At 69.5% G+C, this 9518-nt stretch carries 13 protein-coding genes; 3 read left to right on the forward strand and 10 right to left on the reverse strand.

Annotation, left to right across the window (positions count from 1 at the left end; translation table 11 throughout):
• The 6 genes from ACOJSN_RS17810 to ACOJSN_RS17835 all read right to left on the reverse strand — a co-directional run.
• A partial coding sequence (locus ACOJSN_RS17810; protein ID WP_420113831.1) for a MerR family transcriptional regulator occupies positions 1-669 on the reverse strand: 669 nt, incomplete at its 3' end.
• Positions 666-1136 (reverse strand): FHA domain-containing protein, encoded by a 471-nt coding sequence (locus ACOJSN_RS17815; RefSeq protein ID WP_420113832.1) that lies wholly within the window; start codon positions 1134-1136, stop codon positions 666-668. The genes ACOJSN_RS17815 and ACOJSN_RS17810, both read right to left, overlap by 4 nt.
• A gap of 75 nt (positions 1137-1211) precedes the next feature.
• Positions 1212-1925, reverse strand: coding sequence for a DUF881 domain-containing protein (locus tag ACOJSN_RS17820; protein WP_420113833.1), 714 nt, complete (start codon positions 1923-1925; stop codon positions 1212-1214).
• Entirely contained in the window at positions 1922-2254 is a 333-nt protein-coding gene (locus tag ACOJSN_RS17825) for a small basic family protein (RefSeq protein WP_420113834.1), read from the reverse strand. The genes ACOJSN_RS17820 and ACOJSN_RS17825 overlap by 4 nt, the downstream gene beginning before the upstream one ends.
• A gap of 52 nt (positions 2255-2306) precedes the next feature.
• Positions 2307-3167 (reverse strand): DUF881 domain-containing protein, encoded by an 861-nt coding sequence (locus tag ACOJSN_RS17830; RefSeq protein ID WP_420113835.1) that lies wholly within the window; start codon positions 3165-3167, stop codon positions 2307-2309.
• Positions 3164-3775 (reverse strand): CDP-alcohol phosphatidyltransferase family protein, encoded by a 612-nt coding sequence (locus tag ACOJSN_RS17835; RefSeq protein ID WP_420113843.1) that lies wholly within the window; start codon positions 3773-3775, stop codon positions 3164-3166. Before ACOJSN_RS17835 ends, ACOJSN_RS17830 begins: the two co-directional genes overlap by 4 nt.
• Before the next feature lie 68 nt (positions 3776-3843).
• Here ACOJSN_RS17835 and ACOJSN_RS17840 point away from each other — a divergent pair, with 68 nt between their 5' ends.
• Positions 3844-4497: a DUF4126 domain-containing protein gene (locus ACOJSN_RS17840; RefSeq protein ID WP_420113836.1), complete on the forward strand. Its 654-nt coding sequence runs from the start codon at positions 3844-3846 to the stop codon at positions 4495-4497.
• Between the two features lie 25 nt (positions 4498-4522).
• Complete coding sequence (locus tag ACOJSN_RS17845; protein ID WP_420113837.1) at positions 4523-5509, forward strand: LLM class F420-dependent oxidoreductase; 987 nt, start codon at positions 4523-4525, stop codon at positions 5507-5509.
• Between the two features lie 24 nt (positions 5510-5533).
• Here ACOJSN_RS17845 and ACOJSN_RS17850 read toward each other — a convergent pair whose 3' ends face one another.
• Both ACOJSN_RS17850 and ACOJSN_RS17855 read right to left on the reverse strand, forming a co-directional pair.
• Positions 5534-6004 carry a DUF4395 domain-containing protein gene (locus ACOJSN_RS17850; RefSeq protein WP_420113838.1) on the reverse strand — a complete coding sequence of 157 codons (471 nt, stop codon included), beginning with the start codon at positions 6002-6004 and terminating at the stop codon, positions 5534-5536.
• A complete protein-coding gene (locus ACOJSN_RS17855; protein WP_420113839.1) occupies positions 6001-6429 on the reverse strand; it encodes a thioredoxin family protein in 429 nt (142 codons plus the stop codon). Before ACOJSN_RS17855 ends, ACOJSN_RS17850 begins: the two co-directional genes overlap by 4 nt.
• A 152-nt stretch (positions 6430-6581) precedes the next feature.
• Here ACOJSN_RS17855 and ACOJSN_RS17860 point away from each other — a divergent pair, with 152 nt between their 5' ends.
• A complete protein-coding gene (locus tag ACOJSN_RS17860; RefSeq protein ID WP_420113840.1) occupies positions 6582-8045 on the forward strand; it encodes an MDR family MFS transporter in 1464 nt (487 codons plus the stop codon).
• Positions 8046-8072: 27 nt separating this feature from the next.
• Here the strand turns inward: ACOJSN_RS17860 and ACOJSN_RS17865 are convergent, their stop codons facing one another.
• On the reverse strand, positions 8073-9077 hold the full coding sequence (locus ACOJSN_RS17865) for a DUF2510 domain-containing protein (protein WP_420113841.1): 1005 nt from the start codon (positions 9075-9077) through the stop codon (positions 8073-8075).
• A 9-nt stretch (positions 9078-9086) separates the two neighbouring features.
• Positions 9087-9485 (reverse strand): DUF779 domain-containing protein, encoded by a 399-nt coding sequence (locus tag ACOJSN_RS17870; protein ID WP_420113842.1) that lies wholly within the window; start codon positions 9483-9485, stop codon positions 9087-9089.
• Positions 9486-9518 lie beyond the last annotated feature (33 nt).

A 9518-nucleotide genomic window follows, 5' to 3' on the forward strand; every position in this document is an offset into this window, starting at 1 on the left:
TGCACGTGCCCGGGACCCGGAGGAACCGGGGCCTGATCGGTGCGAGCGCACCGGCGCCACGATCGCCTCCACCATGTCGATCTGGCGATCCGCCGCCGACCGCAACGCCCGCAGGTGCCGCACCTGCAGACCGTGCTCCCCGAGCTCGACCACCGCACGGACCACCTCGACCGACCCGGCCGGGTATTTGCTGCCGGCGTCAGTACCGATCAGACCGACTTCGGTCAGCTCGCCCACCAGCGCCTCGTCGGCTCCGGCTGCCTCAGCCAGCTGTGCCGACGTCAACCGGCTGCGTGTCACGGCCGAGGACAGCTCACCATCCTCGGTCACCACGCGGGCTCCGGGCGCCGGGACGCCCGCTGTGCCGTTGTCGAGCTCATCGAGTCGCTCACGGATCTTCGCCCAGGGCAGGTAGGAGTCTCGCTGCGCCGCGAGCGCGAACCGCAACCGCTCGATGTCGGCCTGGCGATAGGTGCGGTAGCCCGACGGCGTGCGATGCGGGCAGACGATGTCCTGGTCCTCGAGGAACCGGATCTTCGAGATCGTCACCGCGGGGAACTCCTGCTGGAGCACGCTGAGCGCCGACCCGATGCTCATGGTCGGGGTACGCGGCACCCCGAACGGCCAGCGCTCCGCCTCCTCGTGGCCGTGAGCGTCGGCGACCGTCACGGTGCAGGCTCTGACGGCGCGCTCGCCGCGCTCCGGTTGGGACTGGGATGGAACGTCAGGCGGTACTTGCCGATCTGCACCTCGTCCCCGGCGACGAGGGTGGCGGAGTCGATGCGCTCCCGGTTCACGTAGCTGCCGTTGAGGCTGCCGACGTCACGTACGACGAACTCGCCATCGGCGAACACGAACTCCGCGTGCTTGCGCGAGACCGTGACATCGTCGAGGAAGATATCGGCCTTGATGTCACGGCCGGCTGTGACCCGCTCGGCGTCGAGCAGGAACCGGGCTCCCGCATTCGGGCCGTGCTGCACGATCAGCAGGGCGGACGATGGCGGGAGCGCATCGATGGCGGCCCGGTCGCTCGCGTCGGTGCCGCCGCGAGCGGGCTCCGGCTCACCAGGGACGATGCGATCGAAGCTCGCCGTCGTGTGCCCTTGCGAGAAGGCGTCGGGATCTTCGGTGGTCATCGGGTCGACTTTCCTGAGGGGACGGCGAGCATGGCTAGACGTGAACCTTACCCTCCGGTTGAGGGTGAGAGGGAGTCAGTTCTCGTCGGATCTGGGGGTGGCGTACTCGGGTGGTTCGACCTCACGGATCGCGGTGATCTGCACCAGCGGACGCTTCTCGACCTCGAAGGTCGCGCCCGCACCCGCGAACGAGTCGTGCGCGCCGCCAGGGATGTCGAGTGCGGCATCGATCGTGTCGGCGTTGCCGATCACCCGCCACTCGTGCATCTCGCCGAGCGGCGTGCCGTCCACGCTCAACGTCCCGTCGTCCGCCTGGGCCACATGGCTCGACGCCACCACTCGCACACCGGAGAGCTCGATCGCCTCAGCGCCGGCATTTCGCAGCTCCTCGAGCATGTGCACCAGGTCTTGCGCGGTCACCTCCGGGGTCGTGGTGATCTCCACGACCACGCCGGGGCCCTCGACCGGGACCGTGCCGGCGAGGATCTGTTGCACCTCGAGGTAGTCCTCAGCCGAGCGGCTCGCGTCCGAACCGCTGAGCAGCGCGGCGCGGTCCTCGCGCAGGCCATCCGCCTCGGCGACGAGTGCCTCGTTGCGCTGGTTGATCTCGGCGAGCAGTCGGATCAGTTCGTCCTGCCGCATCCCTGCGAGCTCGTCCCCCTGCGTCTGGCGGACCTGCGTGACGATCGCGAACCCGAGCAGCAGACACAGACCGGCGACCAGCACCTGGCTGCGGATGCCGCGCCCGCGATTCTCCGTGACCGGCTCCTCCGGCGGGTTCTCGCTCATGCCTTCAGGACATGTCGTCGGATCGAGGCCGCATTGGAGAAGATCCGGATCCCGAGCACCACCACCACGGCCGTGCTCAGCTGCGCACCCACGCCGAGCTGGTCTCCGAGGAACACGATGAACGCCGCGACGAGCACGTTGAAGAGGAACGAGGTCACGAACACCCGGTCGTCGAACTTCTTCTCCAGACGCGCACGCACGGCGCCGAACAAGGCGTCGAGAGCCGCGACGACCGCGATCGGGAGGTACGGCTGCAGCTCGGCGGGCACGGTCGGCTGCAGCACCAGGCCGAGCACGACCCCGATCACGAGCCCGATCACTGCGATCATCGTGCGCCTCCTCCCCTCCTCGGACCGTTGTCAGTCTCGCATGCCACGTCGCTCAGCCCTGATCGCTCGGCACCGTCGAGGCCATCGTGGACGTCGAGCCCGCAGGGAGCTGGAGGTCGTCCGCCACCACGAGCTGGCTCGTGATCCCCCACGCCGAGCTCAGTGCACTCAGGTGCGCTGCACCGGAGGTCCGAGCGAAGGAGGTGCGCATCCCCTCCGGGTCCCCGATCGCCTCGATCTGGTACGGGGAGACCAACGGCTGCAGGTCGACGAGGACCGCAGACCCCGCCGTGCGGATCGCTGTCGACCCGGTGAGCCGGATCCCGTTGATCGCGATCGACTCGGCGCCGCTCGCCCACAGGGCGTTGACCACGACCTGCAGGTCGAAGTCCTGCACCCGCTCGTTCTCGCTGCCTGGCTCGCCGGCCTGCGCCCGCGAGGAGTCGGCCATCGTGATGACGACCCCCGGACCGGCCACAGCGGTGGTGCCCGCCCAGATGCCGAGCTCTGCGGCCTGCGCGTTCGTCGATGCGGCGGCATCGCCGAATGCCTGCTCCTGCAGCTCCTGGATCTCGGAGCGGAGCCCGGCGTTCTCTTCCACGAGCCCCGCCGTGATCTCGGAGCGCTCCCGGATCTGCTCGACCAGCAGCTGTCGCGCGCTCGGCCCGGGAGCCGGGTTCCGCAACTCGCGCGCCGCCCACACGCCACCGAGCCCGATCGCAGCCGCGAGTACGGCAACGAGCAGCGCCCTGCCCGCACGCTGCAGCCCACTCGATGGCGCCTCACCCGCCTCGCGCCGCGCTGCTGCCTCCGCGTACCCGGCGTCCAGCGGACGTTCCATGACCTCGCGGAGCAAGGTCATCGAGGCGTCGGGCCGGGGCTCGGCGGGGGGCGGGACGTCCCGCTCTGTCACGGTCGTACCCTGCTCGCCACCGTGTCAGCGGTGACGATCTGGCGGAACTGGTCCACGTACAGGGCGGCCGCGCACCAGTACAGGAAGACGCCCCACCAAGCAGCGGCCCACCCGACCACCCACGCGACATCACCGGGGACGCCGTCGAGATTCGTCAGGAGCAGGAGCGGGAAGGCGTACATGAGCGCGAAGGTGCCCGCCTTCCCGGCCAGGTGCACCGGAAAGCCGGGATAGCCGCGGCGCACCATGAAGGGCAGCATCACGCCCACGACCGCGTCACGGGCGAAGACCACGGCCACGAGCCACCACGGCACCAGTCCGCGCACGGCCATGCCGATGAGCGTGACCGCGATGAAGAGTCGGTCCGCGGAGGGGTCCAGGAATCGGCCCAGCTTCGAGATCTGGTTGAAGCGGCGGGCGATCAGGCCGTCGAACCAGTCGCTGGCTGCGGAGGCGATCAGCACGATCACAGCGGCCACGTCCTGTCCACGCAGGATCAGGACCAGCACCACGGGGACCATGAGCAGCCGGACGAACGAGATGACGTTCGGGATGGTCCAGACACGATCGGGCGCGGTGTCGACGTCCTCGACCCTCTCGCGCTCCATCTCGCCCACGCCGCAAGCGTAGGTGATCCGGTGTGCTTGCCCGGCCGGGGACCCTCGACGGTGCGAGAATGGCTGCCGCCACCCGGGGTCTCGCCCGGTCAGGGATGGATCAAGGGGAGGTCGCGATGCTCGAGTTGCTCACCGGGTCGGGCCTGGCACTGTCCGCGGGGCTCAACGCGTTCATCCCGATGCTCTCGATCGGGCTGCTCGCCCGGTACACCGACCTGGTCGAGCTACCCACTCAGTGGCTCTGGCTCGAGAATCCCTGGGTCCTGGTGGTGCTGGGTGTGCTGCTGGCACTCGACGTGGTGGCAGACAAGGTCCCGGCCGTGGACCACGTCAACGACGTGGTCCAGACCCTGGTGCGCCCGACGGCGGGCGGCATCGTCTTCGCCGCAGGGTCCAGCTCCGAGACGCACGCGATCACCGACCCCGGCGAGTTCTTCACCAGCTCGGCCGTGGTGCCGTTCCTCATCGGGCTCGTTCTCGCGCTCGCGACCCATCTGGCGAAGGCCAGTGGGCGCGCGGTGGTGAACCTGTCCACCGGAGGCGTCGGCGCCCCGGTGGTCTCCACGGTCGAGGACATCTCATCGCTCACGATGACCGTGCTCGCGATCCTCGTGCCGATTCTCGTGATCGTGTTCCTCCTGACCCTCGTCGCCATGGCGTTCTGGATACGTCGCCGCCTCGCGCAACGCCGCCGAGAACGCACACTCGGCTGACCTGCGCACCTGGTTGGATGGCGCCATGAGATTCGGACTCTTCGTACCGCAGGGATGGCGCCTCGACCTGGTCGGCATCGACCCGGCCGAGCAGTGGGACCGAATGCTGGCGGTGGCCCGCCACGCCGACGACGGTCCGTGGGACTCGATCTGGGTCTACGACCACTTCCACACCACGCCCGAGCCGACCGAAGAAGCCACGCACGAGGCATGGACCCTGATGGCGGCGTTCGCCGCCACGACCTCGCGCGTCAAGCTCGGCCAGATGTGCAGTTGCATGAGCTACCGCAACCCCGCCTATCTCGCGAAGGTTGCCGCCACGGTCGACGTGATCTCCGGCGGTCGTGCCCAGATGGGCATCGGCGGCGGCTGGTACGAGCACGAGTGGCGCGCCTACGGGTACGGCTTCCCGCGTGCTGGGGAGCGGCTCGCCCGCCTCGACGAGGGCGTGCAGATCATGCGGCAGGCGTGGACTCACGGCGTGGCGACGCTCGACGGCGCGCACTACCAGGTGGACGGCGCCATCGTGCGACCGCTCCCCCTGCAGCAGGGCGGCATCCCGCTCTGGATCGCCGGCGGCGGCGAGAAGGTGACGTTGCGGATCGCGGCCCAGTACGCGGACTACACCAACTTCGACGGCTCGCCGCAAGGATTCGCTCACAAGAGCGAAGTCCTGCGCGGCCACTGCGAGAGGGTCGGACGTCCCTTCGAGGCGATCACCCGTACCGCCGACTACAACGTGGTTCTGGGCGCCACGCAGGCCGAGGCCGCAGACCGGCTCGCCGCGCACGAGGCGCGCGTGGCATCGGTGCTCGGCACCGAGCGCGCTGCCTCGATCGTGGAGGGGATCCGCTCGAACATCGGTTTCGGAACTCCCGAGCAGGTCGCCGAGCAGCTCTCGGCGGTCAAGGCGCTCGGCCTGGAGTACGCGATCACCTACTTCCCGGATGCCGCATTCGATCGTGGCAGCATCGAGCTGTTCGAACGCGAGGTCATGCCGGCGCTCGCCTGAGCGCTGGCCGGCGCATCCGGCACCTCAGGTGCGCGCGGTCGCGAACCGCCGCAGCAGCAGGTAGATCTCGCAGCCCAGGCAGAAACCGGTCAGGGCGTTGAGCGCTGCTGCCACCAACGCGAGAACCCCGAACACGGTCAGCGCCCAGGTGAGTCCGAGCAACGTGAGACCCAGGCCGACGCCCGTGATGACCAGGCCCACGACCTGAGCGAACTGCGGTGGCTCCGGTGCCTCGAGCTCCGCCTGGTGCGCAAGTCGAGGGCGCACGAACCTGGCGAACAACAAGCCCTGCCAGGTGCCCTGCGCGCCGCGCACCGCGCCGAGCAGGAACGAGGCCACGACGACGGCGAGGACCGCTGTGCCCGCACCGGGACCCAGCAGGATCGCCACCACGAGCAGCACTGCGGTCAGGGCCGCGCCGACGCGCGGGCCACGTGGATCGATGCCGGCGCGCGGAGCGGCGACCTGGCCGAGGGGTGAGTTGTGGCCGCTCATCGGAGCGCTCCGTTCTGTGCACGTTCGAGGGCGTCGGTCGCCGCCCTGGGGGTCGGTGCGCCGGTGACGCGTCCGCGCAGCTGTCCCGCGCCGTCGTAGACCAGGGCCGTCGGAGTGGTGAGGATGCCGAGCTCACGGACCAGGTCCATGTGGTCGGAGGCGTCGATCTCGGCGAAGCCGACTCCGAGCCCACCGCCGATCGCCTCCCGCCAGACCCGGGCACCTCGAAGGCACGCACTGCAGTGCTCGCTCGAGACCTGCAGCACGGTGAGGCGCTCACCCGCGAGGTGAGCCACCGCCGTCGGGATGGCTCCACCCACCGGGGTGGCCCTCAGAACGCCACGGCTGCGCTGGGCAACCCACCAGCCGAGAAACCCCAGGGCGAGCGCCAGCACGACCACGGCGACCCGCCACTCCGGCTCCACACGATGACGTTAGGTCTGCCGACAGCGACAGTCGCGCGGGGGCCAGTGCGGTCTCGCATGTTGGGCAGTCCCAAGCTGAGGTACCTGTCGGATTGCGCCGTCGGCGTATTGGCTGGCGGGGCGGCAGGGTAAGGCGCTTAAGGTGCTGCCTCGTGACTCAGCCCGCGCCGCCCGCCCTCCAGCCACCGTCCGAGCGGCTCGATCCCCGTACTCGCCTCGTGATCACGCTGCTGCTGGCCAGCGCGTTCGTGCTCATCCTCAACGAGACGATCATGGGCGTGGCGCTCTCCCACATCATGAGTGCCCTGCGCATCCAGGCGGCCACGGCGCAATGGGTCACGACCGCGTTCATGCTCACGATGGCCGTGGTCATCCCCGTCACGGGCTTCCTTCTGCAGCGGTTGTCCACCCGGACGATCTACTGCGCCGCCATGATCTCGTTCTCGGTGGGAACGCTGATCTGCGCGATCGCTCCCGACTTCGGGATCCTCGTCGGTGGGCGCGTGGTGCAGGCGATCGGCACCGCGATCATGATGCCGCTCCTGATGACCACGGTGATGCAGCTCGTGCCGCCGCTGCGCCGTGGTCGCGTGATGGGAAACATCTCCATCGTGATGTCCGTGGCGCCGGCCATCGGACCGGCGGTGTCGGGTCTGATCCTCTCGGTGCTGGACTGGCGCGGCTTGTTCTGGGTGGTTCTGCCGCTGGTGCTGACGATGTTGGTGATCGGGATCCTGCGGGTCCCGAACGTGACGGAGCCGCGCAAGCTCCGACTGGACGCTCCCTCGGTCGGGCTCTCGGGTCTGGGGTTCGGTGGGCTGATCTTCGGGTTGTCCTCGATCGGCGAGTCCGTCTACCACCCGCCGGCGGTCGCACCGGCGGTGCCGATCGCCGTGGGTGTCGTCTCGCTCGTCCTGTTCGTGCTGCGCCAGCGAGTGCTGCAGCGGACGGACGAGGCGCTCCTCGACCTCCGCACGTTCACCAGCCGCACCTTCACGTTCTCCGTGCTGCTGATGCTCGTGCTGATGGGCGCACTGTTCGGCACGATCATCCTGCTGCCTCTGTACCTGCAGGATGCGCTGCACCTGGAGAGCCTGCAGACCGGGCTGCTGTTGGTGCCCGGCGGCCTGACCATGGGGCTGCTCGGGCCGATCGTGGGGCGGTTGTTCGATCGCTGGGGCCCGCGCCCGCTGGTGGTGCCGGGATGCACGCTGGTGGCCATCTCCATGGGCTTGATGACCCAGCTCGACGAGCGCTCGCACCCAGGCACCGTGCTCGCGCTGCACGTCCTGCTCTCGATCGGCCTGGCGCTGACGTTCACGCCCCTGTTCACCTCGGCGCTCGGCTCACTGCGGCCGCAGCTGTACTCGCACGGCTCGGCCACCATCGGCACGGTGCAGCAGCTCGCAGGGGCCGCCGGGACCGCGCTCTTCGTGGTGCTGATGGTCACGCGGCAGGTCACGCTGGAGGCCACCGGCGCGCCGACCGAGGCCGCATTGGCCGAGGGGGTCAGCGGAGCGTTCGTCGCTGGCGCGGCGCTCGCCGCGTTGGCGATTCCGATCGCCGCGATGATCCGCAAGCCGGACGAGGTCGCCGACGCACCCGTGGGGCACTGATCACCTCGGGCCGCGCGTGAGGGAGATTCACGTACGGCTCACGCTCACGGTGGCTTCGTGCTCGGTATCCGAGCTCCCCCACGGCACCACCATGAACACCACCCGACCACCGGGCCGCGAGATCTCCAGGTACGGGTCGTACTCGCCACCGGGCGGGTCGCCATCGGCACGGTCGTCGTTGCTCAGCGCATCGTCACCGGCCCAGGCGTAGAGCTGCAGGTCGTCACCGTCCACCTGGGCGTGCACGTCGATGCCGATCGACCCTGGGTCCGGCGCGGTGTAGCCGATCCACGGCTCCTCGCTCGAGGTCGTGACGGCGACCGGGTCGGCTCCGACCTCGACCGCGGCGACGCCGCTCACTCTCAGCTCGGCGTCGGCCGCCTCCGCGTGATACGTCTCCACGGCCACGATGTACTCACCCGGCTCCAGGTACAGCATCAGCACCGGATCGAGCGAGTCGATCTGAAAGACCGACGGTCGCCCATCGTCGTTCTCGGCGAGCCTCGAGTCGTGGTCGTAGACCGCCATCGTCAGATCCTCGTCGGCGGTGGCGGTCAGCCAGTACACCCCCGCTTCCGCGATCGTCAGCGCGCTCGCCCAGCTGCCACGGCTCGGCACATCACCCACCAGCGGCGTGCCCACCTGCACCTCGCCGCTCGGCTCCGGCGGCCGCCCGGCGTTCCGGACCAGTCCCCAGACCAGGCCTCCGAGCGCGAGCAGGACGACCAACCCGAGCACCCCACCGACACGCGGGCCGCGCCCGCGGCCAGGGGCGGGCAGCGCACCCGGGTAGGTCGTGTTCGGAGCCTGCGCGGGCGGCGTGCCGTAGGGCGCCGACGGCGGGGTTCCGTAGGGCGCTGACGGCGCTGTCCCGTAGGGACCTGACGGCGGAGTCCCGGAGCCGCTCAGCGACGTCGGCGCGGTCACGTTCTCGTGCTGGTCGCCCCAGCCACTGCCGTTCCAGTAGCGGATCCGGTTGTTCGACGCCGGATCGGGATAGTAGCCCGGTGCCCGCGATGTCGGCTCGCTCACGCGGTCAGGTTACGACCTCTGCTCGACCTCCTGGTCGTTCATCAGGCGTGACCGGATCAGGAACCGTACGCCTTCAGGTGCCTCGAGCGAGAACCCCGCGCCCCGACCGGGCACGACGTCGATCGTGAGGTGGGTGTGCTTCCAGTACTCGAACTGGCTACTCGACATCCACACCGGAACCGTCGTCTCGGCTCCGATGTCGAGGTTGCCCAGGTGCACATCGACATCTCCGAGGAGGAAGTCGCCGTCCGGGTAGCACATCGGCGAGGAGCCGTCGCAGCAGCCACCCGACTGGTGGAACATCACGGGACCGTTCCGTTCCACCAGTCGGCGCAGCAGCTCCGCAGCCGCCTCCGTGACGGCAACGCGCTCGGGCGCGCCGCCGTCACCGGGATGGGTGGGAGGCATGGCTCAGAAGAAGCCGAGCTTGTCGGGGCTGTA

The sequence above is a fragment of the Pseudactinotalea sp. genome (assembly GCF_048594945.1).
Taxonomy (GTDB): domain Bacteria; phylum Actinomycetota; class Actinomycetes; order Actinomycetales; family Beutenbergiaceae; genus Pseudactinotalea.

Excerpts from the sequence above, each read along its gene's own strand:
- ACOJSN_RS17835 (WP_420113843.1), bottom strand. The coding sequence starts at position 3,775 with ATGGAGCGCGAGAGGGTCGAGGACGTCGACACCGCGCCCGATCGTGTC.
- ACOJSN_RS17845 (WP_420113837.1), top strand. The coding sequence starts at position 4,523 with ATGAGATTCGGACTCTTCGTACCGCAGGGATGGCGCCTCGACCTGGTC.
- ACOJSN_RS17820 (WP_420113833.1), bottom strand. The coding sequence starts at position 1,925 with ATGAGCGAGAACCCGCCGGAGGAGCCGGTCACGGAGAATCGCGGGCGC.
- ACOJSN_RS17815 (WP_420113832.1), bottom strand. The coding sequence starts at position 1,136 with ATGACCACCGAAGATCCCGACGCCTTCTCGCAAGGGCACACGACGGCG.
- ACOJSN_RS17840 (WP_420113836.1), top strand. The coding sequence starts at position 3,844 with ATGGCTGCCGCCACCCGGGGTCTCGCCCGGTCAGGGATGGATCAAGGG.
- ACOJSN_RS17870 (WP_420113842.1), bottom strand. The coding sequence starts at position 9,485 with ATGCCTCCCACCCATCCCGGTGACGGCGGCGCGCCCGAGCGCGTTGCC.
- ACOJSN_RS17825 (WP_420113834.1), bottom strand. The coding sequence starts at position 2,254 with ATGATCGCAGTGATCGGGCTCGTGATCGGGGTCGTGCTCGGCCTGGTG.
- ACOJSN_RS17850 (WP_420113838.1), bottom strand. The coding sequence starts at position 6,004 with ATGAGCGGCCACAACTCACCCCTCGGCCAGGTCGCCGCTCCGCGCGCC.